Source organism: Haloarcula salinisoli, assembly GCF_019599405.1.
GTDB lineage: Archaea > Halobacteriota > Halobacteria > Halobacteriales > Haloarculaceae > Haloarcula > Haloarcula salinisoli.
This window is the reverse complement of record NZ_RKLQ01000001.1, coordinates 1,679,616-1,702,507: the sequence shown is the minus strand read 5'-3', so window position 1 is coordinate 1,702,507 and position 22,892 is coordinate 1,679,616. Positions and strand designations below refer to the sequence as shown.

The 22,892-nt window shown below is 66.2% G+C and carries 31 protein-coding genes and 1 other RNA gene; 15 read left to right on the top strand and 17 right to left on the bottom strand.

Going from position 1 to position 22,892, the window contains the following annotated elements; all coding sequences use genetic code 11:
- Positions 1-158: 158 nt before the first annotated feature.
- The gene (locus EGD98_RS08895; RefSeq protein ID WP_220587977.1) at positions 159-785 is read left to right on the top strand and encodes an RAD55 family ATPase; all 627 of its coding nucleotides are present in this window, start codon (positions 159-161) and stop codon (positions 783-785) included.
- Here the strand turns inward: EGD98_RS08895 and EGD98_RS08890 are convergent.
- A complete protein-coding gene (locus tag EGD98_RS08890; protein WP_220587976.1) occupies positions 782-1,105 on the bottom strand; it encodes a DUF5798 family protein in 324 nt (107 codons plus the stop codon). The two genes, EGD98_RS08895 and EGD98_RS08890, sit on opposite strands and share 4 nt — an antisense overlap.
- A 123-nt stretch (positions 1,106-1,228) precedes the next feature.
- Between EGD98_RS08890 and EGD98_RS08885 the strand changes: the two genes are divergently transcribed.
- From EGD98_RS08885 to EGD98_RS08875, 3 genes are all read left to right on the top strand, one after another.
- Positions 1,229-1,642, top strand: a complete 414-nt coding sequence (locus EGD98_RS08885) for a DUF7548 family protein (RefSeq protein WP_220587975.1) — start codon at positions 1,229-1,231, stop codon at positions 1,640-1,642.
- 90 nt (positions 1,643-1,732) lie between these two features.
- Positions 1,733-2,043: signal recognition particle sRNA (ffs, locus tag EGD98_RS08880), an RNA gene on the top strand.
- Positions 2,044-2,326: 283 nt separating this feature from the next.
- Positions 2,327-2,695, top strand: coding sequence for a hypothetical protein (locus EGD98_RS08875; protein WP_220587974.1), 369 nt, complete (start codon positions 2,327-2,329; stop codon positions 2,693-2,695).
- 34 nt (positions 2,696-2,729) lie between these two features.
- Here EGD98_RS08875 and EGD98_RS08870 read toward each other — a convergent pair whose 3' ends face one another.
- From EGD98_RS08870 to EGD98_RS08860, 3 genes are read right to left on the bottom strand one after another with little or no spacing between them, the layout of a single operon-like run.
- On the bottom strand, positions 2,730-3,608 hold the full coding sequence (locus EGD98_RS08870; RefSeq protein ID WP_220587973.1) for a mechanosensitive ion channel family protein: 879 nt from the start codon (positions 3,606-3,608) through the stop codon (positions 2,730-2,732).
- A complete protein-coding gene (locus tag EGD98_RS08865; RefSeq protein WP_220587972.1) occupies positions 3,608-3,856 on the bottom strand; it encodes a YhbY family RNA-binding protein in 249 nt (82 codons plus the stop codon). The genes EGD98_RS08870 and EGD98_RS08865 overlap by 1 nt, the downstream gene beginning before the upstream one ends.
- Positions 3,857-3,901: 45 nt before the next feature.
- Positions 3,902-4,189 carry a ribonuclease P protein component 4 gene (locus tag EGD98_RS08860; RefSeq protein ID WP_220587971.1) on the bottom strand — a complete coding sequence of 96 codons (288 nt, stop codon included), beginning with the start codon at positions 4,187-4,189 and terminating at the stop codon, positions 3,902-3,904.
- Between the two features lie 88 nt (positions 4,190-4,277).
- Between EGD98_RS08860 and EGD98_RS08855 the strand changes: the two genes are divergently transcribed.
- Positions 4,278-5,327, top strand: a complete 1,050-nt coding sequence (locus tag EGD98_RS08855) for a glycosyltransferase family 4 protein (protein WP_220587970.1) — start codon at positions 4,278-4,280, stop codon at positions 5,325-5,327.
- Here EGD98_RS08855 and EGD98_RS08850 read toward each other — a convergent pair.
- Complete coding sequence (locus tag EGD98_RS08850; protein WP_220587969.1) at positions 5,324-6,652, bottom strand: MFS transporter; 1,329 nt, start codon at positions 6,650-6,652, stop codon at positions 5,324-5,326. The genes EGD98_RS08855 and EGD98_RS08850 overlap by 4 nt on opposite strands.
- Before the next feature lie 95 nt (positions 6,653-6,747).
- Between EGD98_RS08850 and EGD98_RS08845 the strand changes: the two genes are divergently transcribed.
- Positions 6,748-7,854 carry a glycosyltransferase gene (locus EGD98_RS08845; RefSeq protein WP_220587968.1) on the top strand — a complete coding sequence of 369 codons (1,107 nt, stop codon included), beginning with the start codon at positions 6,748-6,750 and terminating at the stop codon, positions 7,852-7,854.
- A gap of 23 nt (positions 7,855-7,877) precedes the next feature.
- On the opposite strand, the gene EGD98_RS08840 is transcribed toward EGD98_RS08845, so the two are convergent.
- The 3 genes from EGD98_RS08840 to gatC form a co-directional block, all read right to left on the bottom strand.
- Complete coding sequence (locus tag EGD98_RS08840) at positions 7,878-8,045, bottom strand: hypothetical protein (protein ID WP_220587967.1); 168 nt, start codon at positions 8,043-8,045, stop codon at positions 7,878-7,880.
- Between the two features lie 214 nt (positions 8,046-8,259).
- Positions 8,260-9,540: an Asp-tRNA(Asn)/Glu-tRNA(Gln) amidotransferase subunit GatA gene (gene gatA / locus EGD98_RS08835; RefSeq protein ID WP_220587966.1), complete on the bottom strand. Its 1,281-nt coding sequence runs from the start codon at positions 9,538-9,540 to the stop codon at positions 8,260-8,262.
- A complete protein-coding gene (gene gatC / locus EGD98_RS08830; RefSeq protein ID WP_220587965.1) occupies positions 9,541-9,819 on the bottom strand; it encodes an Asp-tRNA(Asn)/Glu-tRNA(Gln) amidotransferase subunit GatC in 279 nt (92 codons plus the stop codon).
- Positions 9,820-10,044: 225 nt separating this feature from the next.
- Here gatC and EGD98_RS08825 point away from each other — a divergent pair, with 225 nt between their 5' ends.
- On the top strand, positions 10,045-11,013 hold the full coding sequence (locus EGD98_RS08825; protein ID WP_220587964.1) for a transcription initiation factor IIB: 969 nt from the start codon (positions 10,045-10,047) through the stop codon (positions 11,011-11,013).
- Positions 11,014-11,125: 112 nt separating this feature from the next.
- Positions 11,126-11,602: an NUDIX domain-containing protein gene (locus tag EGD98_RS08820; RefSeq protein ID WP_220587963.1), complete on the top strand. Its 477-nt coding sequence runs from the start codon at positions 11,126-11,128 to the stop codon at positions 11,600-11,602.
- Position 11,603: 1 nt separating this feature from the next.
- On the opposite strand, the gene EGD98_RS08815 is transcribed toward EGD98_RS08820, so the two are convergent.
- The 5 genes from EGD98_RS08815 to EGD98_RS08795 form a co-directional block, all read right to left on the bottom strand.
- Positions 11,604-11,810: a DUF2061 domain-containing protein gene (locus tag EGD98_RS08815; protein WP_220587962.1), complete on the bottom strand. Its 207-nt coding sequence runs from the start codon at positions 11,808-11,810 to the stop codon at positions 11,604-11,606.
- A 285-nt stretch (positions 11,811-12,095) separates the two neighbouring features.
- Complete coding sequence (locus tag EGD98_RS08810) at positions 12,096-13,169, bottom strand: asparagine synthase C-terminal domain-containing protein (RefSeq protein ID WP_220587961.1); 1,074 nt, start codon at positions 13,167-13,169, stop codon at positions 12,096-12,098.
- Positions 13,170-13,172: 3 nt separating this feature from the next.
- Entirely contained in the window at positions 13,173-13,859 is a 687-nt protein-coding gene (locus tag EGD98_RS08805) for a PHP domain-containing protein (protein ID WP_220587960.1), read from the bottom strand.
- Positions 13,860-13,905: 46 nt separating this feature from the next.
- Positions 13,906-15,117, bottom strand: coding sequence for a TIGR04347 family pseudo-SAM/SPASM protein (locus tag EGD98_RS08800; RefSeq protein WP_220587959.1), 1,212 nt, complete (start codon positions 15,115-15,117; stop codon positions 13,906-13,908).
- Positions 15,114-15,443, bottom strand: coding sequence for an Htur_1727 family rSAM-partnered candidate RiPP (locus EGD98_RS08795; RefSeq protein WP_220587958.1), 330 nt, complete (start codon positions 15,441-15,443; stop codon positions 15,114-15,116). The genes EGD98_RS08800 and EGD98_RS08795 overlap by 4 nt, the downstream gene beginning before the upstream one ends.
- Positions 15,444-15,768: 325 nt before the next feature.
- Between EGD98_RS08795 and EGD98_RS08790 the strand changes: the two genes are divergently transcribed.
- From EGD98_RS08790 to EGD98_RS08775, 4 genes are all read left to right on the top strand, one after another.
- Entirely contained in the window at positions 15,769-16,146 is a 378-nt protein-coding gene (locus tag EGD98_RS08790; protein WP_220587957.1) for a winged helix-turn-helix domain-containing protein, read from the top strand.
- A 2-nt stretch (positions 16,147-16,148) separates the two neighbouring features.
- A complete protein-coding gene (locus EGD98_RS08785) occupies positions 16,149-16,448 on the top strand; it encodes a DUF7521 family protein (protein ID WP_220587956.1) in 300 nt (99 codons plus the stop codon).
- 64 nt (positions 16,449-16,512) lie between these two features.
- The gene (locus EGD98_RS08780; protein WP_220587955.1) at positions 16,513-16,806 is read left to right on the top strand and encodes a DUF7521 family protein; all 294 of its coding nucleotides are present in this window, start codon (positions 16,513-16,515) and stop codon (positions 16,804-16,806) included.
- Positions 16,807-16,812: 6 nt separating this feature from the next.
- Positions 16,813-17,082 carry a glutamyl-tRNA reductase gene (locus EGD98_RS08775; RefSeq protein WP_220587954.1) on the top strand — a complete coding sequence of 90 codons (270 nt, stop codon included), beginning with the start codon at positions 16,813-16,815 and terminating at the stop codon, positions 17,080-17,082.
- Here the strand turns inward: EGD98_RS08775 and EGD98_RS08770 are convergent.
- Positions 17,079-17,489: a thiol-disulfide oxidoreductase DCC family protein gene (locus tag EGD98_RS08770; protein WP_220587953.1), complete on the bottom strand. Its 411-nt coding sequence runs from the start codon at positions 17,487-17,489 to the stop codon at positions 17,079-17,081. The two genes, EGD98_RS08775 and EGD98_RS08770, sit on opposite strands and share 4 nt — an antisense overlap.
- A complete protein-coding gene (locus EGD98_RS08765) occupies positions 17,486-18,193 on the bottom strand; it encodes a YqjF family protein (protein ID WP_220587952.1) in 708 nt (235 codons plus the stop codon). The genes EGD98_RS08770 and EGD98_RS08765 overlap by 4 nt, the downstream gene beginning before the upstream one ends.
- 83 nt (positions 18,194-18,276) lie before the next feature.
- On the opposite strand from EGD98_RS08765, the gene EGD98_RS08760 reads away from it, so the two are divergent.
- Both EGD98_RS08760 and purL read left to right on the top strand, forming a co-directional pair.
- Positions 18,277-18,873 carry a TetR/AcrR family transcriptional regulator gene (locus tag EGD98_RS08760; protein ID WP_220587951.1) on the top strand — a complete coding sequence of 199 codons (597 nt, stop codon included), beginning with the start codon at positions 18,277-18,279 and terminating at the stop codon, positions 18,871-18,873.
- A gap of 144 nt (positions 18,874-19,017) precedes the next feature.
- Positions 19,018-21,180 carry a phosphoribosylformylglycinamidine synthase subunit PurL gene (gene purL, locus EGD98_RS08755; RefSeq protein ID WP_220587950.1) on the top strand — a complete coding sequence of 721 codons (2,163 nt, stop codon included), beginning with the start codon at positions 19,018-19,020 and terminating at the stop codon, positions 21,178-21,180.
- Between the two features lie 75 nt (positions 21,181-21,255).
- Here purL and EGD98_RS08750 read toward each other — a convergent pair whose 3' ends face one another.
- The gene (locus tag EGD98_RS08750; RefSeq protein WP_220587949.1) at positions 21,256-21,456 is read right to left on the bottom strand and encodes a hypothetical protein; all 201 of its coding nucleotides are present in this window, start codon (positions 21,454-21,456) and stop codon (positions 21,256-21,258) included.
- Between the two features lie 66 nt (positions 21,457-21,522).
- On the bottom strand, positions 21,523-21,714 hold the full coding sequence (locus EGD98_RS08745; protein ID WP_220587948.1) for a DUF7550 family protein: 192 nt from the start codon (positions 21,712-21,714) through the stop codon (positions 21,523-21,525).
- A 124-nt stretch (positions 21,715-21,838) separates the two neighbouring features.
- Here EGD98_RS08745 and EGD98_RS08740 point away from each other — a divergent pair, with 124 nt between their 5' ends.
- A complete protein-coding gene (locus tag EGD98_RS08740) occupies positions 21,839-22,840 on the top strand; it encodes a LamG-like jellyroll fold domain-containing protein (RefSeq protein WP_220587947.1) in 1,002 nt (333 codons plus the stop codon).
- Positions 22,841-22,892: the final 52 nt, after the last annotated feature.

The following is a 22,892-nucleotide window of genomic DNA, read 5'->3' as shown; positions in this document are numbered from 1 at the left end:
TCGGCGATGTGGGTCCGACACACTGTGCGGTCGGCTGTCACTGGATAAATCAGGGGCAGTGATCTGGTCACATGGTAAATTTCGACCCAGGCAAGCCAAAAAATCTATATGTATGTCAGGGCCACTTGGTGGTACTTTCCGCCCTATCGTCCCAGTCTATGTACAAACTTGGTCCTCCGTTCAGCGGCACACAGGTTCCACCGGGGACGAATCTCCTGGTTTCGGGACCGCCACTGTCTGGTAAGCGCAGTCTGGCTATGGAGACACTCGCTGTCGGTGCCCGGCGCGACGAGGGGACGATTATCGTCTCGACGCGCGACAGTGCGGCCCGCGTCCACGATATGTTCGGGCCCCTCGTCGACGGCGAGACCGAGGTCGCTATCGTCGACGCTGTCTCCCAGCATATCGGCCGGTCGACCGACATCGACATGACGTCGTACGCATCCTCCCCGCGAGACTTGAGCGAGATCGGCGTCAAGTTCTCGGAGTTCATCCAGTCGTTTTACACTGACCAACAGCGCGAGCACAACCGCGTCATGGTCGACTCACTGACGACGCTGCTGCTGTACTCGAACCTCCAGACGGTGTTCCGGTTCCTCCACGTGTTCACCTCCCGCGTCGAGAACGTCGACGGGCTGGGGTTGTACACCATCGAGTCGACTGCTCACGACGCTGAGACCCTCTCCACGCTCGACCAGCTGTTCGACGGGACTATCGAACTCGACGCCGACGGGACCGCGACGCTGACACTGCCGGACACCGACGCCCGGACCGCGACACTCTAGTCGGTCGTCTCGGGCGCGGACTGGCTCTCTGCTGTCGTGTCGGCCTCGTCGGTTGAGGAGTCGTCGGTCGCCTCGGCGTCCTCGATGACTGCCTCGGTGAGAATCGCGTCCGTATCGAGACCCTGCTCCTCGGCGATAGCTTCGAGCAGCGCCCGCTGTTCAGCCTGTTCTCGGTCGATATCCTCGACGCGGTCGCTGGTCTCCTCGACAGTGCTCCGGAGCTCCTGAAGCTGTTCTCGTTGCTCGTTCAGCTTCGTGTAGAGGTCGTCGGCCATGTCGGCGACCTTCTGGAGCTTCTTCGTGGTGGAACCAAGGCCCATACCCGGCGTATGTCCAGGGGCCATTTGCCGGTTTCGCTAGAGGCCGGGCGAGGCCAGCCATCGGTCGCCCTCAGGCCGCCAGCGTAACGTCGCTGTTAAGACGCCCGCGGCCCCAGCGCGGGTATGAACGGGCTCCGGACCGGCCCGACGGTCGGTATCGTCGGATGTGTCGCCTACCTGCTGGTTCTGGTCGTGCCGTATCTCATCGTCGAGACGACGAGCGCCGTCGGCGCGTACTACGGCGCCGGAGCGCTCTCACCGGCTATCGCAGCCGTCTTCGCACTGCTTACGATTATCGTCCTCGCCGCCGGGCGCGAGGGCCGGACAGACCCCAGTCTCGCTGCCGGCGCTGGGCTCGTGCTGGGCGTCTTTATTATCGGTATCTCCCTCCTGTGGGCGACGACTGTCCCGAACAGCCTGGTGCTGGGGCTGACCGAGTCGACGCTCATCGAACAGCACCGCTGGGCCGTCGTGACCGCCGCCGTCCCGATTCCACTGGGCGCCGTCTGGTTTGCCGTCGGGCTGGACCTCCTCTGAGATTTGGGGCTGCCCCGCGGAGAGCCAGCCCCCCGTCGGCGTGCGGTTTTCCAGTTTCGAAAGGCCCTTATGGTGCGGTGGCGGAGTTCAGGATGGACTAGGTCGGGGGGTTTGGCCCCCCTCTGTACCCGCACTATGGTCATCAGCGGGGACCGAACCCGGGGGCGTCCGGTCAGACGGACGCGGACCCCGTGAGCCAACGTGGAAGCCTCGTCCCACGGGGACGGCGGTCCACGTGGTCGCATCTGCAGGGATGCGCTCACGTGGTTAAACGATGGCAGCCCGCCAGGCACGGAAGTGAGCAGCGGACCATCGAACACCCGTCGCTCGTGGGGTCGCGGGGTGGAGGAGGCAAACGGGATTACCCGCGTCCGAACGCCGGGCAATCCCGGTGTCCGTTCCATTCATACGCCACCACTTTTTACGTCGAGGGGTATCCTCGCGAGCCTTCGGCTCGCTGCGGGTACCCCTCTCGCAAAAACTTGGGGAAAAACTGCCGGACGCTCCTTGCAGTCGCGTCCGGGGAAACCGCTCGCCAGCGGCGAGCGGTATGCTCCTGTTTCAATCCTGCCCTTCCCCGAGTCGTGCGACAGAGCGCACTCCTGGCCTGTCAGCTGGCTTGCTCGGAGAACTGCGGTAGTGTCGGTGTGAACGGCTTTGTGTCTCGCTATTGATGAGACACCCATGGGCCGCCCTGTTCACTACGTGCTCGCTGTCCTGTTTGCCGGCACACTCACCGCTCTCGTCGCACTGACGACTCGCTCGGTTACCATACTGCTTGGCATCTTCGTCACGTACGCCCTCACGGCCGCAATCTGTGTCCGCTATCCGATACTGGTCTGGGGGGACGCGGTGCCGTCGGTCCCGTCCGGCGTCTTCGGCGGCGGTGCCACGTTCGGCGGGATGATGCTCGGAAGCGCCGTCGGGGGCGATTTCACCTTCGGGGCTGCGATGCTCGGGCTCGGACTGGCTGGTTTCGGGCTGGCGACCGGCTACTGGATGGCCGATAGCAGCGACGGGTCGCCGGCGAAACCGGTCGACACGGAGGCTTGAGGGGACCGTATCCGTCCTCGAATAAACGAGCGAACTAGTCTTGCGCAGTAACCGCGCTGTCGAGGCCGGCCATCTCCAGCCCGCCGCCGATAGTGCGGTTCGGGAAGGGGATGGTGATGTCCTCCTCGTCGAACCGCTGCTTGACGGCCGTGACGTACTCGCCGCGTGTCTTGACCCAGTCGGCGCGGCTGGGGTTGTCAATCCAGAAGCGGGATTGCAGCCCGACCGAGGAGTCGCCCAGTTCCGTGAGGCGGACCGACGGTTCGGGGTCGGCGAGGATGCCCTCGTGGGCCTCTGCCTCCTCCATGATGATGTCGGTCGCCTTGTCGATGTCGTCGTCGTAGCTGATTCCAAAGAGGAACTTCAGCCGGAGCTTGTCCTTGGCGACGGGGTTTTTGATGACGTCGTCGGTCAGATTGGAGTTCGGTACCGTCAGGAGCTCGTTGTCGAAGGTGCGAACGCGGGTGACTCTGAGGCTGATGTCTTCGACGACGCCCGAGTTGCTGTCCCACTCTATCCAGTCGCCGATGCGGAACGGTTTGTCGGTGAAGATGAAGACGCCGGCGACGAAGTTCTTCAGCACGTCCTGCATCGCGAAGGCGACACCGAGCGTGGCCGCGGCGCCGATGGTCGCGAGCGATGTCAGGAACCCCTCGAAGCCAGCCATCCCGAAGGCGACGGCGACGGCGACAAACAACATGAGGATGCTTGCGACTTTCTGTATCGGTTTCCGCGCGTGGGCATCGAGCTCGCGGCTCGCCAGCGACCTGTCGAGGAGCGGGGTCACCACGAGCTTGCTGACGAAGTAAATGGCGAGGAAGGCCCCGACGAACACGATGAGGCTCGCGATGGTGTCTGCGACGCCAACTGGCAGGAAATCGTCGAGTATCGCCGAAATCGCCGGGACCTGCATTATCGCTCGAACACCGCCGTGTGTCCGCGGACCTGGACGACGTCAGCGGACACGTGGTCGGCGAGGTCGTCGGCGAGTTCCTCGGTCGTGGTCCCGCCGCGAGCGGCACGGAGGAACTTCACTTTCACGAACTGACTGTCCTCGAGCTGGTTACCGAGTTCGTCCGCGACAGATTCGATTCCGTTCTTGCCGACTCGAAGTGTGGCGTCGAGGTCGTGGATACGCTGTTTTCTAGATTTCGATGGCATAGTCGGACACTGACTATGGAGTTATTTAAATCCCGTACCAACGGGTCATGCGTAGGGATAGCGTGCCTGTTCCCCACAGTCACAGGTGACGACGACGTGGCCCGACTGGGTGCGCACCCGGGCGTTGTTTCCGGGGACGAGGAACGTATCGCAGGAGCGACAGATAGAGTGAGAAAAGTCCCGCGGGAGGCGCAGTCGGTGCCGCTCGGCGATGCGGCGTGCCCGCCGGACGTACTCGCGGGCCCGCTCGTCACGCCTCTCGCGGACGGCCTCGCGGGCCATCGACTGCAGGCGTTCGATGCGCTCGCGGGCGATGGTCTCCTCGTCTGTCATCGGTCGGGAGTCCGGCCGCGGGGGCCAAACACCTTCCGAACGCCGACGAGGCGGTAGCGTTTTGCTCGCGGCCGGTGAGCGACCGGTCGTGCGCGTCCTGAACTATCTGGAACTCGAAGACCGGCTCGACCGGTCGGGTATCGCCACCTCGGTCGACCACCAGCGCCAGGCGCTCGCCGACGCCGGTGTCGACGTGGTCCGGTCCCCGTGGACGGACGGCCATCCGGGGTGGGCCGTCGGCGGGAAGCTGGCCTTCGACGACCCGGTCTTCGAGACGTACGACGTCGCCCACTGCAACATGATCGGTCCGGGGTCGGTCGCGGTGGCCCGCCACGCGAAGCGCAACGATATCCCGCTCGTCCTGCACGCCCACGTCACTCGCGAGGACTTCCGGGGGAGCTTCCGCGGCTCGAACCTGGTCGCGCCGGCGCTTGGCGAGTATCTGCAGTGGTTCTACTCGCAGGCCGACCAGGTGCTGTGTCCCTCGGAGTACACGAAGGGTGTCCTCGAGGACTATCCCGTCGACGCCCCTATCGAGTCCGTGACGAACGGTATCGACACCGAACCGTTGCAGGGGTTCGAGAACTACCGCGAGGAGTACCGCGACCGCTACGACCTGGAGGGGATGGTCGTCTTCGCCGTCGGGAGCGTCTTCGAGCGCAAGGGGTTGACGACGTTCTGCGAGCTGGCCGAGCAGACGGACTACGATTTCGCCTGGTTTGGCACCTACGACGACGGGCCACACGGTTCCGACGCGGTCAGGAAGTGGACCAGCGACCCGCCCGAGAACGTCACCTTCACCGGCTGGGTCGAGGACATCCGCGGGGCCTACGGCGCGGGCGACGTCTTCTGTTTCCCCTCGAAGGTCGAGAACCAGGGTATCGTCGTCCTGGAGGCGATGGCCTGCGGGAAGGCCGTCGTCCTCTCGGATATCCCCGTCTTCCGGGAGTACTACGAGGACGGCCACGACTGTCTCATCTGCAGCGACCAGGGGGAGTTCCGCGAGGCGCTCGAACGGCTCGAAGCAGACCCCGAACTGCGTGAGCGCCTGGGCGAGAACGCGACGGCGACGGCCCGCGAACACGGCCTCGACCGCGTCGGCGACCGGCTGGTCGAGGTGTACGAGGGACTGGTCTAGAGGCTCTCACTCGGTGTCGCGACGGTTGGTGCGTCTTCGGGGGCGCGCCGCCAGAGCAGCGCCACGAGTGCGGTACCGACGAGGACGAACCCACCGGCGACGCCGAACGTGAGCGTGAAGCTGTAGCCGCCCAGCCAGCCGCCCAGTACCGAGCCCAAGCCCGTCGCCAGTCCCGAGAGCGCGGTGTACAGTCCGAGCGCCTCGCCACGTATCGCGGGGGGCGCGAGCCGGGTGACGATAGCTGCGGCGGTGATAGCGACGACAGCCCACGCGACGCCGATGCCGACGAAGACGACGCCGTTGGTAAGCAGCCCAAGGGCACCGGTGGGGACCGCGAGCCCGACGACGGCGACCGCCGGGTGCAGCACTGCTCGGCCGAGCAGGCCGGTGGTCTGGAGGCCGATGGCGTCGTACCGCTCGGCGAGACGCCCGGCGAGACCGTAACACAGTGCCGAGCCCAGACTGGAGAGCAGATACAGGGCGAAGACGACGCCGGAGCTGTAGCCGAGCGTCCCGGCCAGATACGAGGGCAGGGGCCCCCAGAACACGCCAAAGCCGGTAAACACGGCGAGGACGGCGACGAAGTACAGCGACAGCGACGGCGTGAGCCGGGCCGCGAGCTGGCGGGGGTGGAGCGACCGGGTTAGCCAGTAGAGCCGTCCCGGCCCGATGGGGAGGGTGGCGCTGCGCACCGGGAGTCGACGCGACCGGGCCAGTGCGCGGGCGATGCGGCTCGGGCGCGGCTGGCTGGCACCGCTCGGCTCGGCGGGGAGCCACCTGGCGGAAAGCACCGCGGCGAGAGCCGTGATGCCCGCACAGACCCACAGCAGCGTCTGCTGGGCTGCGACGACGCCGAGCGGGCCCGAGAGCAGTGTCGTCCACGCGAGCCCGAGGACGAGGCCGCCGGCCCAGCCCCAGCCCTGATACCGGTTGAGGGCCCCGAAGCGGTTCGGCCAGTCGCGTTCGAGCGAGCCAACCGTGACCAGCAGCGTGAGCACCGGCGCGGCCGCGCCCGCGGAGAACCACAGGACGGCGTTGCCGGCGATGACGACTGGGACGGACTCGGTCGCCGAGACGACCGCGATAGCGGCGGCGGCCAGCCCGAGTGCGACCAGCACGAGCACCCGACGCGACCCGCCGCGGTCGGCGAGCCGGCCAAAGAGCAGCGCACCGGGCGCACCGGCCGCGGCGGCGGTCCCGGCCAGCACTCCGAGCAGGAGCGTGCTGCCGCCGATGGTGACGAAGTAGAGCGGAATCAACAGCGAGGTCGCACCGAGTGCGACCGAACCAAGCGCCCACGCCAGCAGCCAGCGGTCTGTGCCCATTGGCACATGCTGCGTGTCAGCAGTGAAAAATACACCGCTCGTCCCCCAGCCGCCAATGGCAAGGGTTTAGCCGCTGGTCTGTCTACGCCGTCGCCATGGCACTGCCGCAGGTCGCTGCGTTCACCGACACCTACCTCCCGACGGTCAACGGCGTGACCTACACGGTCCAGACGTGGCGCGACCAGTGGCAGGCCCGCGGCGGCCGCATGGACGTGGTCTACCCGCAGAGCGACCACGTCCCCGTGGCTGGCGAGTATCCAGTCCGGAGTCTCCCGTTCCCGTTCTACGAGGGGTACCGGCTCGGGATGCCACAGATACCGAGCAAGGTCCGCGACGCCGACGTGGTCCATGCCCACACCGCTTTCAGCCTGGGGATGGCCGGCAAGCGTCTGGCCCGGAAGATAGACGCGCCGCTCGTGACGTCGTATCACACCCCGACCGGCGAGTACGCCGAATACGTCTCGACGACGGGCGTCGTCGAGTCGGCCGTCCAGTCCAGCGCCGAGCAGTACGAGCGGTGGTATCTCGACGGCGCCGACCGCGTCATCACGCCGACCGAGCGCACCGCGGACTACGTTCGCCGGACGCTGGGTGCCGACACGGCCGTCGAGGTCGTCTCCAACGGTGTCGACACGGACTTTTTCGCCCCGCCCGAGGCCAACGACTTCCGTGAGCGATACGACCTGCCCGACGGCCCGCTGGTGGGCTACACCGGTCGACACGGCCACGAGAAGTGTCTGGGAGACATCCTCACGGCCTGTGCCGGGCTGGACGTGACCGTCGTCTTCGGCGGCGACGGGCCGGCCCGCGAGGACCTCGAATCGGCGGCCGCGACCAGCGACCTCGACGTCCGCTTCCTGGGCTTTCTGGACCGTGAGGAGCTCCCGGCCTTCTACGCGGCACTCGACGTCTTTGCCTTCCCGAGCCCGGTCGAGACCCAGGGGCTGGTCGCGCTGGAAGCCAACTGCTGTGGGACGCCCGTCGCCGGCGTCGACGCGGGCGCTCTCAGCGACACTATCGACGACGGCGAGACCGGCTACAGCTACGACGAGGGCGACATGGACGGGTTCCAGCGCGCCATCGAGCGGGTGCTCGACGAGCGGGCGACACTTCGGGACCACTGCCTGGCCCGGCGCGAGACGGTCAGCGTCGGTCACGCCGTCGACCGGCTGGTCGAGGTGTACGACGCGGTCCTGCGGTAAGAAAACGTCAGCAGAGACGGTCGCTACGAGGTGTAAGACCGGCCGATGGCGAAGCCAAGGCCCGACATGGCCCCCAGTACGAGACCGAAGACGAAATCACCCGTTGCGACGCCGTAGATGCTCCCGAGACCGGTACCTGCGGCGACGGATTTCGCCACCAGCGGCCAGCGAATAAAGTCGAGGGCGCTCATACTCCGACAGAGAGAGTCGGCCCGTAAAAACGTACCAGTTCGACTGTCGCGCCGTCAGGGAAGCGCGCTGCCTGCCCGGACAATCGTCTTCTCGCGCAACCACCTTTTTCCCGCTCGGGTATCCTCGCTCACTCTGTTCGCTGTGGATACCACTCGCGGCAAAAACGTGGGCGAAAAAGGCCGAACTCGCGCCGGTGGCGCGAGTTCGGTGTTATTAGGCCAGCGCGCTGCCCGCGCGGATAATCGTCTTCTCACCGAAGGCCGGCCCGACGAGCTGGAGGCCGACGGGGAGCCCGTCGTCGGTCTCACCGGCCGGAACCGAGATAGCCGGCAGGTTCGCCAGGTTCACCGGGGTCGTGTTGGCGTCGGCGAGATACATCGTCAGCGGGTCGTCCAGACTCTCGCCGCGTTTCATCGGTGGCACTGGCATCGTCGGTGAGGCGAGCACGTCGGCGTCGGAAAGGGCCTCGTCGAAGTCCTGCTTGACCCACGCACGGGCGTCCTGGGCCTTCTTGTAGTACTTGTCGTGGTAGCCCGCCGAGAGCGCGTAGGTGCCAAGCAGGACACGGCGTTTGACCTCCTCGCCGAAGCCTTCCTCGCGGGCCTGCGCGAAACTCTCGTTCCAGTTCCCTTCGCCGCCTGATTTGCCGTAGCGGACCCCGTCGAAGCGAGCGAGGTTCGAGGACGCCTCACTCATGGCGATGACGTAGTAGGCCTCGACGGCGTGTTCGACGCTCGGCAGCGTGACCTCGTGGTAGCTCGCGCCCTGTGCTTGGAGGTCGTCGATAGCATCCCAGAACGTCTCGACGACGGCCTCGTCGGCCCCGTCCAGGAGCTCGGTCGGGACGCCGATGGAGAGCCCGTCCACGTCGCCGTCGGCGGCCGCCGCGAAGTCGTAGTCGCTCCCGTGGTCGGTCGCATCGCGGGTAGTGCCGTCGCGCTCGTCGGGACCGGCGATGACCTCCAGTAGTTCGGCCGCGTCCTCGACGGAGGGGGCGATGGGACCGATCTGTTCGAGACTGTTGGCGTAGGCCACGAGTCCGTACCGCGAGACCAGCCCGTAGGTCGGTTTGATACCGACGACGCCGCAGAACGCGGCGGGACAGCGAATCGAGCCACCGGTGTCGGAGCCAAGCGCCATGTCCGCGTCGCCGGCGGCGACCACCGCGGCGGAGCCACCGGAGGAGCCCCCGGGAACGTGACCCTCCGCCACCGGGTTCTCGACGGCACCGTATGCCGACGTCTCCGTGGTCGTCCCCATCCCGAACTCGTCCATGTTCGTCTTGCCGGGGATGGTTGCGCCAGCGTCTTTGAGCCGCTCGACGACCGTCGCGTCGTAGGGCGGGACGTAGCCGTCGAGCATCGCCGAGCCACAGGTCGTCTGGACGTCTTTCGTGGAGATGTTGTCCTTGACCGCGACGGTGCGGCCGGCGAGTGGGCCGTCGTCGGTGCCCTCGATTGTGTCGGTGGCGATGTAGGCGTTGTAGTCGCCCATCTACGACACCTTCGGACCTTTGAACTGTCCGGCTTCCGAGTCGGGGGCGTTCTGGAGCGCTTCCTCCTGGGTCAGACACTCGCGGACCTCGTCGGGGCGCATCACGTTGGTCAGGTCGGCCTCGCGCTCGGTCTCTGGCACCTCGTCGAGGGCCTCGAACGCGGCCAGAATCTCGCCGAACTGCTCGGTGAACCGCTCGACCTCCGCCTCCTCTAAGTCGATGCGGGCGAGGTCGGCGATGTGGGCGACCTCGTCGCCGTCGACAGCGTTGTCGCTCATGCGATTTTCGAGTACTGGCCCGGCGGTAAGCGTTTCGGAACCGCGAGCCCAACTCTTTGGGGTGGTTCACCGTGCAACAGTAATTTGCGCCGGTACCGCGAACACTGGTTCGGAAAACAAAATCATAGCTTTGTGATTTGGGAAAAGTTTTAAGTTGCTCAGGCCACAACAGAAGGGTACAAGAGACGTTTCTCGGGTCCCCAGACCCGCCTGTTCGCCCAACCAATGACCGATACCACCATCCGTCGATACACGAGTGAGCGCGAAACCGAAGAGGAGCAGACCGAGGAAGACGAGTCACTGGTCTGTCCAGAATGTGGTGGCTCGCTGCTCTCCGACAGTGAACGCGGCGAGACTGTCTGTGAAGACTGCGGTCTGGTCGTCGAGGAAGACGAAATCGACCCAGGCCCCGAGTGGCGCGCGTTCGACTCCAAAGAGAAAGACCAGAAGTCCCGCGTCGGCGCCCCGACGACCAACATGATGCACGACAAGGGGCTGTCTACCAACATCGGCTGGCAGGACAAGGACGCCTACGGTAACTCCCTGTCCTCACGCCAGCGCGAGAAGATGCAGCGCCTGCGGACCTGGAACGAACGCTTCCGCACCCGCGACTCCAAAGAACGCAACCTCAAGCAGGCCCTCGGTGAGATAGACCGGATGGCCTCCGCGCTGGGGCTGCCCGAGAACGTCCGGGAGACCGCGAGCGTCATCTATCGCCGGGCGCTGGACGAGGACCTGCTGCCGGGCCGGTCCATCGAGGGCGTCTCGACGGCGTCGCTGTACGCCGCCGCCCGCCAGGCGGGGACACCCCGCTCGCTGGACGAGATTGCTAACGTCTCCCGCGTCGACAAGGACGAGATCGCCCGCACCTACCGCTACGTGGTCCGGGAACTCTCGCTGGAAATCCAGCCTGCCGACCCCGAGAGCTACGTCCCCCGCTTTGCCTCCGACCTGGAACTCTCCGAGGAGGTCGAACGCCGCGCACGACAGCTTCTCCAGAACGCCAAAGAGGAAGGCGTTCACTCCGGGAAATCGCCGGTCGGTCTCGCTGCGGCGGCCGTCTACGCCGCCTCGCTGCTGACAAACGAGAAGGTCACCCAGAGCGAGGTCAGCGAGGTCGCGAGTATCTCCGAAGTGACGATTCGGAACCGCTACCACGAGCTGCTGGAAGCCGAGGACAGCGTCCACCCCTAGGTTCGGTCTCTTCAGTGAGCACCTACTAACCGCGGCCTTTTGCTGGACGAATACGTTATACCGGATACGACACTCCGAAACGCAGTTTTCCCCTGGACACGTCGACGCGCCCATGGAGACAACTCGGCATTTCGTCGCGACTATCTACGCCGTCCACGACGGGGCCGTCGCGTTGCACGAACACGACAAGCTGGAGATGTGGCTGCCCGCCGGCGGTCACCTCGACCGGGACGAACTCCCCCACGAAGCCGCACTCCGGGAGACAGCGGAGGAGCTAGGGATGGCAGTCGACCTCGTCGCGCCACAGGAGGCGATTACGAGCGAGACAGTTCGGTCGATTCCCCAGCCCCAGCACTTCCTGGTCGAGGATATCAACGTCGACCAGAACGGCGAGGTGGGCCACCAGCACATCGATTTCATCTTCTACGGCGCCGCGCCGGCCAGGGACATCAATCCGGGTCCCGGCGAACAGCCGGCCGAGGACTGGACGTGGTTCACCGCCGAGGAACTGCGCGCCCGCAGCGACGAGATTCCGGCGGACGTGGTGGAAATCGGCCGACGGGCCATCGAGACCGTCGGCGACCGCTGACCTACGCCGGCTCGGTCCCCCAGTCGATGGCGGTCCAGAGGCGCTCCCAGAGATAGTACAGTAGCGTCTTCGCGACGGCCGCCGAGAGTCCGATTTTCGCGGACGACCCCAGCTCACCCGTAAAGATGAACGCGATGGCGAAGACGACAGAGGTCGCGAACAGCCGGTAGCTGACGGCCTTGACGAGGGACCGCCGGTGCTGTACCACGGCTGTTCACCTCCAGTCCAGATGGACGACCTGGCACTGTTGTTGGCCTGTCGAAGCTGTCTCTGCGTGACGAGCGACTGTCATTTGCGATTTTCTACCACCTGCCCGAACTAAAAACTAATTATATTTAATTACTCGTGGCAGAGAGCCCAGTGGCTGGGCGCCGGCCGTAGCTTCAAATACGAGCACGTGACCACCCACGCCTATGCGCTGAGAACTGCCGCGGGCCGGCCTAGCTACGTCGGCGGCCGACCGGTCCGTGTCTCGCCGCTGGCCGTCCGTTCGCTACAGGAGCGAGTCGATGTACTGCCCGACGTGGTCGTCCATCCGGCGCTTGTAGCCGGCCTGGCGGGCCAGCCGGTCGAGTTCGCGTGCGGCCAGCGAACCGTACTGGGCGGCCTTCTTGTCCCGCATCGCGATAGCCTCGGGCAGTGACCCCAGCGCGGCCTGTCGGAGCGCCCACTTGCGGGTCTCCCCGTCGACGAGCATCTGGTCGTCGAGCCGCAGCGCCACGGACACCACGCGGTCGTGGAGCAACGGTGTCACTGGCTCGACCCCAGCCCCGCGCAGCGCCAGCACGTCCCGCGGGAGCTGGTCCGGCAGCGTGTCGATGACCTCCCGCTGGGCACCCCGGACAGTGTCGGCCTCGACGCGGGGGTCCTCGGGTGCCTTCTCGACCTTGGCGTAGCCGCCAAAGAGCTCGTCGGCGCCCTGGCCCAGTGCGAGGCGGTCGAACCCGTCAGCGGCGACGCGCTCGGCCGTGAGATACAGCGGCAGGGCAATCTGGACCGACATCGCGTCGGTCCGTCCCGTCGCGGCAGCGATCTCGGGAACCGCCCGCTCGATTGCGTCGTGGGTGAGTTCGACGACTCGAAGTTCGCGGTCCAGCAGGTCGGCGGCCGACCGTGCTGCTTCGACGTCGTGACTCTCGGGGAAGCCGGCGACGTACAGCGGCGCGTCGAGGCGAGCGGCAAGCAGTGCGGAGTCCACCCCACCCGAGAAGGCGATGGCCAGGCCGTCGGTCTCGACCGCGTCGACGCTCGTCTCGACGGCCTCACGGACGTGTTCGACGGCGGTCGCCCGGTCGTCGAAGGGCTCGGGGTCGGGAAGCGTCCAGGCCTCTCGAAGCTCGCCGGTACCCAGTACCCGTCCGGCCGGGAACAACTGGGGCGCCGTCAGGTCGGCGAGATCGTGGCTCCAGTCCCCGTTGTCCGGGTCGGTCCCGACGAACAGCGGCTCCCGGCCGAGGACGTCCCTGACCAGCACGCCGTCTACCGCACCGGCGAAGCCGGTCGTGCCGGGTAGCGGGTCGCCACTAGTCAGCGCCTCGCGAACGATATCTTCCGGTGCACCCCGCATCGGTCACTCCAGCAAGCCGTTCAGGCGGCCCGTAATCCGGCGCTTGACGCCGCCGGCAGCCTGCCGCAAGCTGATGCGCCACGGCGTTCGTTCTCCCTCGACGGTGGTCCGTCCCTCGCGGATGGCGGAAAGAATCGCGGCGACCGACGCCTCGTCGGCGTCGACCGTCGTCACCGCCTGTCCGACCATCTCGGCGATGTGGGCGTCGCTGCCGGCTGTCATCGGCAGCCCCCGCCGTCTGGCGAACCGTTCGGCCTGTCGGTTCGAGCGCCCGGTGAGCAGGCGGGAGTTGTACACCTCGATAGCGTCGGCGGTCGCGAGCTCCTCCTTGGATATCTTGTCGAGGACGCCGTGGCGTGACTCCTGAAACGGATGGGGAACCACGGCCAGCCCGCCCTGCTCGCGGATGCGGTCGAGCGTTGCGGCGAAGGACAGCCCCGGCGGAATCGCCTCTGAGATACCGAGCGCGAGGACGTGTCCGGCCTCGCAGGTGACCTCCATCCCGGGGATACCCACCAGCCCGTAGTCAGGGGCCAGCTCGGCGGCCCGAAGGCTGGCTTCGAGCTCATCGTGGTCCGTGACGGCCAGGGCGTCCAGTCCCACGGCGCGGGCCTGTTCGAGGAGCAACTCGATTGGGTCCCGGCCGTCGTGGGACAGCGACGAGTGTGTGTGAAGCTCGACCGACAGCACGCCCTGAGGTAGCAATGGATGGGGCAAAAGCGCCCCGGTCCGCGTTTCAGTCAGACACCACCCCGTCGAAGGGCCTCGAACCACGCACCTCGTCGTCGGTCAGATAGCACTGCGGGTCCGGTGCGAAAGGGTCGTTCTCGACCGTCAGCGCACGGAGCCGGGAGGCGCCGCGACACACCTCGGCGTACCGGCAGTCCGCACAGCGCCCCGAGAGGTGGGCCTCGCGATTGCGGAGCGCCCCCAGGAGCGGGTTCGACTCGTCCTCCCAGATGGCGCCAAAGGAGCGGTCCCGGACGTTCCCAAGCGAGTAGCCCTGCCAGAACTGCGTGAGATGGACGTTCCCCTGGTAGTCGATGTCGGCGACCCGTTCACCGGTCGGGTCGCCGCCGTTGACCCGGAGGTACTCGTAGACCCGTCGAGCCTGGGCCTCGCCCATGTGTTCCCGGGCGTACTCCACCAGATAGGCTGCGTCGGCGTAGTTGCCCACCAGCAACGTCTCTATCTCCTCGCCACGGGCGTGATATTCGCGGGTCATGTCACAGACCTGTGTGACGGCCTCGCGGCGGTCCGCGGGCGAGAGGTCCGCGTCGACGATTTCGGTCCCCCGACCGCCGTAGTCCAGGTGATAGAAGCAGAACCGGTCGACGCCGACGTCGGTCAGCACGTCGACCACGCCCTCCAGGTCGGCGGCGTTGCGCTCGGTGATGGTGTAGCGCAGGCCGGTCTTCAGGCCGGCGTCGAGGCAGTTCTCGATTCCCTGGAGCGCGCCATCGAAGGCGCCTTCGACGCCGCGAAAGTCGTCGTTTCGCTCTGGCAGCCCGTCGACGGAGACGCCGGCGTAGGCCAGCCCCGCATCGCGGAGCGACCGAGCCCGACCGGGCGTGAGCAGCGTCCCGTTCGTCGAGAGCACCGGCCTGATACCGGCGTCGGCCGCGTACGCGACGAGTTCTTCCAGGTCCTCTCGGACGAGAGGTTCGCCACCCGAGAACAGGACGACTGGCGCGCCGTAGTCGGCGAGGTCGTCGAGGAGTGCCTTCCCTTCGGCAGTCGACAGCTCCCCGTCGGCGATCTCGGTGTCGGCGGCGGCGTAGCAGTGGTCACAGTAGAGGTTACACTGCTTGGTGACGTTCCAGACGACGACTGGGCGGCGCTGTTTCCGATTCCGTATCTGGCGCTTCGTCGACTCCTCGGCCGCGTCGTACCGCAGCCCGTCGCCCTCGGCGTCCAGCCCAGTCAGCAGTTTGGAGACGGATATCATTCGGCTTCACCCCGCAGCGTCTCGGCGTTCATCCGGTCTTCATCCATCGTAGGTGCCGACTCACTGTCGTCCGGCTCGGCTGCCGTTGTCTCACCGACGCCAAGCGCCTGCTCCTGGACCCGGACCGTCTCGTCGGCCGGGCACAGCCACAGCGCTGTGGCCGCGTGCCCGAACAGCGTCGCGGCCTGGTCCCTGGCGACGGCGGCCGTCGGTGCGCTCACGCTGCCGACGTGGGTGAGCGGCTCCGATTCGGTCTCGCGGCAGAATACTTCCCACTCGCGAGTGGTGTCTCCGCGCGGGGCGTCGACGGTTTCCAGCGTGTCCATACCGGTGCCAGGGGTCGTCTGGAAAAAACGCTGCCAGTGCGTTCTCAGCGACTGGGAACCGGCGGGGGGTGTCCCGACCCGGCCCGCCGAGGGCCTGCGAGGCTCGGCTTGGTCGGTCATAGGTGGTATTTCTCGGCGGGGGGTCAAACCCTCCGATGGGCGTTCCCGGACCGACGGAACCGTTCCCGGCCACTGATAATCGCAGCATCGTTTATATTCAGCGGCCACGAATCAGCGTGTCAAATCGCCGAAACCGCCACATAGCGGTAGTCTGACAGGCGAGCCGGTGAGACTAAACCCGTCGCGACAAGAACGCCTGTCAAGGATGGTCCGGGACCCCGTGGCCGACGAGGAGACGCCGACACTGACGACGGTGCTCGACGCGCTGGACGACGAGGACTGTCGGTCGATCGTCAGCGTGCTGGCGGAACCGATGACCGCAAACGAGATATCGGAGGCAAGCGGGGTCCCGCTCTCGACGACCTACCGGAAGCTGGAACTGCTCACGGACTCCTCGTTGCTGTACGAGGGCGTCGAGGTCCGGTCGGACGGCCAGCACGCCAGCCGCTACGCTATCGACTTCGAGGAGGTCGTCATCGCGCTGGACGAGGCTCGCGAGTTCGAGGTCGATATCGCTCACCGGGCCCGGTCGCCGGACCAGCGCCTGGAGAACCTCTGGTCGGAAATTCGAAAGGAGACCTAACTATGGTACACATCCCAAGCTCGCAGATTGGTATCGTTGTCGCGAAGACGCTCATCCTCGTCCTGGGCGGGCTGATTACGTACTTCTCGTATAAGACCTACAGACGGACCGGCGCTGCACAGCACTGGTGGCTCACGCTGGGGTTCGGTGTCATCACCGTCGGCGCGATACTCGGAGGGGCGCTCGACCTGGTCGCGGAGATGTACTTCGCCGAGGACCTGCTCTACACCAGCGTCTTCATCTCCAGTTCAATGACCGCAGTGGGTCTCGGCGTCATCCTCTACTCGCTGTACGCGCGCTAGCGTTCCCAGTTTCTGACAACGCGGACGACCGTATTTATTTCAGCGGGTAGCAGTACCACGTAAGATGGCCTCGCTCAGTACGATCTTCCTGGTGGCGGCCAAGACACTCACCCTCGCCTGTGGGGTGGTGGTGACGACGCTGACGCATAGAGCGTACAGACGTACCGGCTCGACGGCGATGCGGGTCCTCTCGGTGGGTATCGGGCTGGTCACCGCCGGCGCGGTGCTGGCGGGAAGCCTGAACCAGCTCGCGGGGGTCCCCCTCGTGGTGAGCACCACTGTCGAGAGCATCTTCACGGCGGCCGGGTTCCTGGTGATGACCTACTCGCTGTACTCGGACCGCCTGGCTGGCACCTGACCGACGATGGCAGTACAGGACGAGCCGGAGTCGACCGGCGTGGCGACGGCGCGAGATCGGCTGGACCGCGAAGCAGCGGCGGTCAGGACCGAGCAACTGGAGCAGGCACTGTCAAAGCTGCGGGAAGAGGGCGACCTCACCGACGAGCAACGGGCCGCCGTCGAGGCGTTGAGCGAGCGCCTCGTCGACGGGCTGCTCGCGGCCCCGAGGGCAGGGCTGTGCGATTCCGCCGACAGGGCCGCGGCGGCCCGGACCGTACTGGAGCTTTTCGACTAGTCGAGAAATCGGTCACTGACGTCGTCGTCGGGCAGCATACACTGGTCCTTCCGGCCGAACACGTCGTACCGGTTGGCGGCGATGACGTCGTACAGCGTGTCTCGAACCGATTCGGGAACGGCGCGGCCCACCGCCGCGGCGCGGTAGGGCCAGCCGAGCAGTTCGGCGACACGGATGACCGCGTTAGATTTCCGGTACACCTCGCCGTCCGCGACGAGGACGACGCTGTCGAGGTCACTCGGCGGGAGCCCGTGGCCCGACAGCAACGCCTTCCCCGCCGCCGACTGCAACGGGGCGAAGCGGATTCGGCCCTCGGGGTCACGCGGGATGATAAACTGGACGACGCCGTTACAGAGATTGCAGACGCCGTCGAACAGCAAGACGGGGTGGTCGCCACCGTCGCTCACGGCTCGCCCTCCGACGGAGCGAGTCTGCTGGGTTCGGCGACCACGTCGAGTCCCGGGCTGTAGAAGTAGACCGGGTCGCTGTCGGGCCGGTCGAACCCGTCCGCCGAGCAGAGCGTGTCGGTCTCGACCTCCGCGGTTGCGGGATACAGCGTCCACGGGTCGTGGGAGACGTCGGTGTACCGGAGGGTGCCGTCCGGCGCCTCGGTGTAGAACCGGTAGCGCTCGACGAGGAACTCGCCCAGCGGGTCCTCGGGGGCGCTGAAGGGCTCGCCGGTCGGCCAGTAGGTCGCCTCGTAGTGGGCTGGTCGCGCGCCCGGGTGTTTGCGCCGGCTGCTGAATTGGACGCGACCGTCCGTCCACGAAAGCGAGATGCGCGCGTAGTAGTACGGCAGGTGGTGAAAGAGCCGCGCGCCGACGACGCTGCTGATGCCCTGTGCGTCGAGGCTGAAAAAGTAGACGCTCGGGACACCATCGCGCGTGACGTAGGTGCGAACGTTGAGTTCGGGTAACGGCACGCTGGCCCACCGGGGGAGCCCCTTCGGCCGGACATCGACGTTCGTGAAGGGGACCACCGACAGCCACGCCGACCCGTCGTGTGTGTCCGGGGTCAACGGCTCGGGCAGGTGCGAGTCCATGAGTGCCGGGTCGACGGGCCAGTTCTCGAAGAGGAGATGGCGCCACCCCATCTCCAGCGGGAGGACCATATGTCACCTTCGGCACCGAGCGGAAAAAAGGCCCTGTCACATAACAACGAAACGCTCAAACGACTGAGCGTATACTTGGTCGTATGACGAGCCCCGATATGGACCCGGACGCTCGTGAGAGCGTCGCCGTCGCGGTCCAGCGAGCCCTCGCTCAGCACGGCTACGAGCGGCTGACCACGGCGAAAATCGCCGAGGAGTACGAGAACAGCGAGGCGGGGCTCTACTACTACTTCGACACGAAAGACGAGATGATTGCGGCCTTCCTCGACCGCGCCGCCGACTACCTGAGCGAGGACCTATTGGGGGTCGACGCCGACGACCCGGAAGCGGCGTTGCGTGACGCCTGTGACTTCCTCTTTCGGACCCCCGAACACGACTACGCTGGTATCGCCGTCGCCATCATGGAGCTGCTCTCGCACGCGCCGTACAACGAGACGCTCCGGGCGCCGCTGCTGGAGCTGGAGACGGCGTGTCTGGACGCGCTGACCGATATCGTCGCCGCCGGGGTCGAGCAGGGTGTGTTCCGGCCCGTCGAGCCACGCGCGACCGCCGCGTTCCTGCTGGCGGCGGCCGACGGGTCGACGGGTATGGCCGTCGCACTCGAGATGGACGTCAATGACGACCTCCGTCAGGGGTGGACGGCGTACGTCGACAGCCTGGTCGCCGAGCCCACCGACTGATTCGGTCACTGATACGGTCGGTTGTAAGCCATCTCCGTGAGTTGCCAGCACCGGCCCGGCAACTCACCGAAAGATCGTTACAACCGACGGTATGTCGCGCCCGCATGGAAAGCGATTTAGCCGGCCGGGGGCCACGCACACCTAATGAGCCTGTCCGACAGCGACCACGACATCGTGGTCGAGGAAATCGGTCGGGAGCCGACGCGAGCAGAGGCCGCGCTCTTCGAGAACCTCTGGAGCGAGCACTGTGCCTACCGCTCCTCGCGTCCGCTCCTGACCGCCTTCGACAGTGAGGGTGACCAGGTCGTCATCGGTCCCGGTGACGACGCCGCCGTCGTCTCTCTGCCGACCTACGACGGTGACGAGATGTACATAACGATGGGCGTCGAGTCCCACAACCACCCCTCCTACGTCGACCCGTTCGACGGGGCGGCCACCGGCGTCGGTGGCATCGTCCGGGACACTCTCTCGATGGGTGCCTACCCCATCGCGCTGGCCGACTGTCTGTACTTCGGCGATTTCGAGCGCGAACACTCCCAGTACCTCTTCGAGGGCGTCGTCGAGGGCATCTCCCACTACGGCAACTGTATCGGCGTCCCCACGGTGACTGGGTCGGTCGCATTCCACGAGGACTACGAGGGCAACCCGCTTGTCAACGTCTCCTGTATCGGCCTGCTGGAGCCCGAACGGACCATCACCGCTGAGGCCCAGGAGCCGGGCAACAAGCTGGTCCTGGTCGGGAACTCGACCGGTCGTGACGGTCTCGGTGGTGCCTCCTTTGCCAGCGAAGACCTCGCCGAGGACGCCGAGACCGAGGACCGTCCGGCGGTCCAGGTCGGCGACCCCTACGCGGAGAAGCTGCTCATCGAGTGCAACGAGGCGCTGCTGGACGAGGAGCTGCTAGAGTCGGCCCGAGACCTGGGCGCGGCTGGCCTGGGCGGGGCCTCCTCCGAACTGGTCGCGAAGGGCGGCCTGGGTGCCCGCATCGAGCTAGAGCGCGTCCACGAGCGCGAGCCGAACATGAACGCCATGGAGTATCTGCTGGCCGAGAGCCAGGAGCGGATGGTCTACGAGGTCCGACCGGAGAACGTCGACCGCGTGGCCGAACTGGCCGAGCGCTACGACCTCGGCTGTTCGGTCATCGGCGAACTCACCGGAGCCGGCACGAACTACGTCTGCACGTTCGAGGGCGAGACGGTCGTCGACGTGGACGCCGAGTTCCTCGGCGAGGGCGCACCGATGAACGACCTCCCGAGCGAGGAGCCGCCGATTCAGGAGCGGGACCTGCCGACGATGGCGATGGACGAAGCGTTCGACCGCATCGTCGCCAGCCCGAACACCGCCTCGAAACGATGGGTGTATCGTCAGTACGACCACGAAGTCCAGGTCCGGACGAGTATGCTGCCCGGCGACGACGCCGCCCTGCTCGCGATTCGGGAGTCCGGAACCGGGCTGGCCTTCTCGGCCGGCGCGGACCCCAACTGGACCGACGCCGCGCCGTACGAAGGCGCTCGCGCCGTCGCGCTGGAGAACGCCACGAACGTCGCCGCCAAGGGCGCGGTCCCCCACGCCGCGGTCGACTGCCTCAACGGCGGCAACCCCGAGAAGCCCGACGTCTACGGCGGCTTCAAGGGTATCGTCGACGGCTTGGCGGACATGTGCAGTGAACTCGACGTGCCGGTCGTCGGCGGGAACGTCTCGCTGTACAACGACTCGGCCACAGGCCCCATCCCGCCGACGCCGACGCTCGCGCTGGTGGGGGTCAAGGAGGGGTACGACGCCCCACCGATGGACCTCTCCGGCGAGGGGACCCTCGTCGTCGTCGGTGACCTCGCACTGGAGGGCGAAGCCGACCCGCGACTGGGCGGCTCCGAGTACACCGCCCTCTTTGGCGGGACCGACGCCTTCCCCGAACTGCCGGCCGACCCCACGGGACTCGTCCAGACCATCGCCGAGGTGGCCGACGAGGACCACGTGCTTGCCTCCCACGACGTGAGCCACGGTGGCCTCGCGGTGACGCTGGCCGAGATGGTCCACGACGATGCCGGGGCCAGCGTCGACCTCTCGACCGTCGACCGCGGGACCCGAAAACGGCTCCTGTTCAACGAACAGCCCGGCCGCGTCGTCTTCGAGACGACCGACCCGGCCGCGGTCCGTGAGGCCTTCGACGGCGTCGCCCCGGTGACCGAAATCGGTGCGGCCGACGGCTCGAACCACCTCGAAATCACGGTCAACGACGACCGGCTCCACTACGACGCGGCCGAGATAGCCGAGCTACGGGACACTATCGAGGACGAATTGGCCTGAGCCAAACCTGTAGCTGGACACACGTTTTCGGGGACAGTGCCACAGATGTGGCCGCTCGCCCGCTCGCACCCATACTCAGAAAAGAAGGTCCGTATCCCAGACGAGCTCCGGAAAGAAGATATAGATAAATCCGCCAGCGATGGTTAGCAGTCCGGTAAGGAGGGCGAGTTGGGCCACTATCTCGATCGGCGGATTCATCGTTACGAGAAACACGAACCCGCCCACCACCATCACGACGCCCTGAATCTGTTTGATGAGACGCAGTCTGTATCCCATTAGTCTGTGATACTGCCGCTCTTGGTTCCTGAGACAGTCACTGATAGCAGGCTCTTCGTGGGCTAATCAGACCAGCGCCAGCGCGACGCCGAACGTCAGCGCCAGCCCGACGAGTGCGACGACGGCGCCCTGTCCGACCTGTCCCATCGTGAAGCCGCTCTGGGGGGCCGTCGAGCGCAGCGGCGGGGCCTTCGCGGGCAGTTCGACGTGTTCGGGGTCGTAGTCGGGCCGGTCCTCGTCGTGGTGGTCGTCTGCCATACCTGATGATGTGCAAGCGACCACCTGTAACTGTCGGATTTTGGCTCCCGACCGCGAGTAGTGGATGGATATCGACCACTGAAACCACCGAAACGGTTAGCGTATGGTATTGATATATCAGGGTATGGTCCGGGGTTCGGCACGTGGGGCCTCCACGGTCGTGGGAGTGTTACTGCTGGTAGGGGTGGTCGTCGTCGTGGGCGGCGTCGTCGCGCTCGGTGCCCTGACATTTCTGGACGGGACCGGCGCGCCCCAGGCCACGGCGACGTTCGACTACGAGCAGACGCCGGCCGGGCTTCGGATGACACCCGGCGCTATCAGCACGACCGTCAGCGTCCGGCTCAACGGCCGCGACGTGGCGAGGTTCGGGCCCGAAAGCGCGGGCCAGTCGGTCCTGCTGCCGACGGCTCCCGGCGATCGGATTACGGTCGTCTCGCGTGACGGCGAGCAGTCCGTGCTGGTCGACCGGACCGTCGAGGACCGCTCCGAAATCGGCGACTTCATCGCGTACTACCGTTTCGACGGTGATAACGGCGATACGACGCTCGTGGACCGGTCGGGCAACGACAACGACGGTAGCCTCGAGGGCGGCACCGGGTGGAACGACGGCTCGCTCCAGTTCGATGGGACCGACGACTCGGTCGCCGTGCCCGACCTGGAGGCGCCCGAAGAGGGGGTCACCGAATACACTATCGCAATCAGATACCGGCAGGACGGGGGAGGCGACGCCCAGGAGCTGGTCGAACACATCGACGGCGACGACAACTGGCTGATGACGCTGTGGGACGCTGACGGGGATACCCACAGAGTGCGGTTCCTCGCAAACAAGGGCGGTGGCGGGGGCTGTTCCGCCGGGAACTGTATCCAGACCGAGGATACCATCAGCGAGGGCGAGCAACACGTGGTCGTCGGGACTCTCGACGAGGACGAACTGGCTCTGTACGTCGACGGGCGCAAGATAGGGACCGATGACTCTCCGGGTAATATAAGTATGGGCGACTTGCGAATCGGACGGGACAGCGAGACGCCCGGGCAGTATTTTAGCGGCGAAATCTACGAAATCCGCCTCTACTACACGGCCTTCGACGGCGAGGAAGTCGAGGTCCTCACCGGCGCCATGGAGTAGTTGCGGCAGACGGAACATTGTAGTATCGTACCGGTCCTGAGACCGGCGATCA

What these genes read in the sequence shown, in the direction of transcription:
- EGD98_RS08740 (WP_220587947.1), top strand. Translation starts at nt 21,839, where the DNA reads ATGGTCCGGGGTTCGGCACGTGGGGCCTCCACGGTCGTGGGAGTGTTA.
- EGD98_RS08765 (WP_220587952.1), bottom strand. Translation starts at nt 18,193, where the DNA reads ATGGTCCTCCCGCTGGAGATGGGGTGGCGCCATCTCCTCTTCGAGAAC.
- EGD98_RS08825 (WP_220587964.1), top strand. Translation starts at nt 10,045, where the DNA reads ATGACCGATACCACCATCCGTCGATACACGAGTGAGCGCGAAACCGAA.
- EGD98_RS08745 (WP_220587948.1), bottom strand. Translation starts at nt 21,714, where the DNA reads ATGGCAGACGACCACCACGACGAGGACCGGCCCGACTACGACCCCGAA.
- EGD98_RS08785 (WP_220587956.1), top strand. Translation starts at nt 16,149, where the DNA reads ATGGTACACATCCCAAGCTCGCAGATTGGTATCGTTGTCGCGAAGACG.
- EGD98_RS08890 (WP_220587976.1), bottom strand. Translation starts at nt 1,105, where the DNA reads ATGGGCCTTGGTTCCACCACGAAGAAGCTCCAGAAGGTCGCCGACATG.
- EGD98_RS08895 (WP_220587977.1), top strand. Translation starts at nt 159, where the DNA reads ATGTACAAACTTGGTCCTCCGTTCAGCGGCACACAGGTTCCACCGGGG.
- EGD98_RS08875 (WP_220587974.1), top strand. Translation starts at nt 2,327, where the DNA reads ATGGGCCGCCCTGTTCACTACGTGCTCGCTGTCCTGTTTGCCGGCACA.
- gatC (WP_220587965.1), bottom strand. Translation starts at nt 9,819, where the DNA reads ATGAGCGACAACGCTGTCGACGGCGACGAGGTCGCCCACATCGCCGAC.
- EGD98_RS08870 (WP_220587973.1), bottom strand. Translation starts at nt 3,608, where the DNA reads ATGCAGGTCCCGGCGATTTCGGCGATACTCGACGATTTCCTGCCAGTT.
- EGD98_RS08795 (WP_220587958.1), bottom strand. Translation starts at nt 15,443, where the DNA reads ATGGACACGCTGGAAACCGTCGACGCCCCGCGCGGAGACACCACTCGC.
- EGD98_RS08840 (WP_220587967.1), bottom strand. Translation starts at nt 8,045, where the DNA reads ATGAGCGCCCTCGACTTTATTCGCTGGCCGCTGGTGGCGAAATCCGTC.
- EGD98_RS08800 (WP_220587959.1), bottom strand. Translation starts at nt 15,117, where the DNA reads ATGATATCCGTCTCCAAACTGCTGACTGGGCTGGACGCCGAGGGCGAC.
- EGD98_RS08885 (WP_220587975.1), top strand. Translation starts at nt 1,229, where the DNA reads ATGAACGGGCTCCGGACCGGCCCGACGGTCGGTATCGTCGGATGTGTC.
- purL (WP_220587950.1), top strand. Translation starts at nt 19,018, where the DNA reads ATGAGCCTGTCCGACAGCGACCACGACATCGTGGTCGAGGAAATCGGT.
- EGD98_RS08790 (WP_220587957.1), top strand. Translation starts at nt 15,769, where the DNA reads ATGGTCCGGGACCCCGTGGCCGACGAGGAGACGCCGACACTGACGACG.
- EGD98_RS08845 (WP_220587968.1), top strand. Translation starts at nt 6,748, where the DNA reads ATGGCACTGCCGCAGGTCGCTGCGTTCACCGACACCTACCTCCCGACG.
- EGD98_RS08780 (WP_220587955.1), top strand. Translation starts at nt 16,513, where the DNA reads ATGGCCTCGCTCAGTACGATCTTCCTGGTGGCGGCCAAGACACTCACC.
- EGD98_RS08760 (WP_220587951.1), top strand. Translation starts at nt 18,277, where the DNA reads ATGACGAGCCCCGATATGGACCCGGACGCTCGTGAGAGCGTCGCCGTC.
- EGD98_RS08750 (WP_220587949.1), bottom strand. Translation starts at nt 21,456, where the DNA reads ATGGGATACAGACTGCGTCTCATCAAACAGATTCAGGGCGTCGTGATG.
- EGD98_RS08850 (WP_220587969.1), bottom strand. Translation starts at nt 6,652, where the DNA reads ATGGGCACAGACCGCTGGCTGCTGGCGTGGGCGCTTGGTTCGGTCGCA.
- EGD98_RS08810 (WP_220587961.1), bottom strand. Translation starts at nt 13,169, where the DNA reads ATGCGGGGTGCACCGGAAGATATCGTTCGCGAGGCGCTGACTAGTGGC.
- gatA (WP_220587966.1), bottom strand. Translation starts at nt 9,540, where the DNA reads ATGGGCGACTACAACGCCTACATCGCCACCGACACAATCGAGGGCACC.
- EGD98_RS08820 (WP_220587963.1), top strand. Translation starts at nt 11,126, where the DNA reads ATGGAGACAACTCGGCATTTCGTCGCGACTATCTACGCCGTCCACGAC.
- EGD98_RS08775 (WP_220587954.1), top strand. Translation starts at nt 16,813, where the DNA reads ATGGCAGTACAGGACGAGCCGGAGTCGACCGGCGTGGCGACGGCGCGA.
- EGD98_RS08865 (WP_220587972.1), bottom strand. Translation starts at nt 3,856, where the DNA reads ATGCCATCGAAATCTAGAAAACAGCGTATCCACGACCTCGACGCCACA.
- EGD98_RS08860 (WP_220587971.1), bottom strand. Translation starts at nt 4,189, where the DNA reads ATGACAGACGAGGAGACCATCGCCCGCGAGCGCATCGAACGCCTGCAG.